Source organism: Pseudoalteromonas sp. RB2-MNA-CIBAN-0110 (assembly GCF_040309305.1).
GTDB classification, from domain to species: Bacteria; Pseudomonadota; Gammaproteobacteria; order Enterobacterales; family Alteromonadaceae; genus Pseudoalteromonas; species Pseudoalteromonas arctica.
The window spans coordinates 1-333 of sequence record NZ_JBEOOQ010000118.1; the positions used below are offsets into that span (position 1 = coordinate 1).

The following is a 333-nucleotide window of genomic DNA, read 5'->3' on the forward strand; positions in this document are numbered from 1 at the left end:
GGGTAGAGGCTACGCAGTTTATAACCGTAGGTTTGTTTATTGCCTTTATCTTTAGCAAATAAGTCATAGGTTAAATGTTGATGATCGCGCAGTTTAAACAGTGGTTGTTCTAAAAATAACTGCTGTTGTAAATTATTTAATACCTTTTGTACCTTGCTATGAAACAGTGCTGAATTTGCACGCAGATCGTCACCGGTTGCTAAAAATAACAGCCTGATTTTTTTACTGGCTATATTTTCAGTGTAGTACGCTTTATGTGCTTCGTGGTAGCGAGGGTTATAAAAAAACAACATTTGTTTATTCGTTTCAAGCTGATACGACTCATCGTTAAAG

At 36.0% G+C, this 333-nt stretch carries 1 protein-coding gene; it reads right to left on the minus strand.

Annotated elements, in window-relative coordinates:
• Nucleotides 1-333: DUF3083 family protein (locus tag AAEY68_RS20790; RefSeq protein WP_350586798.1), on the minus strand; the 333-nt coding region annotated here is incomplete at both ends.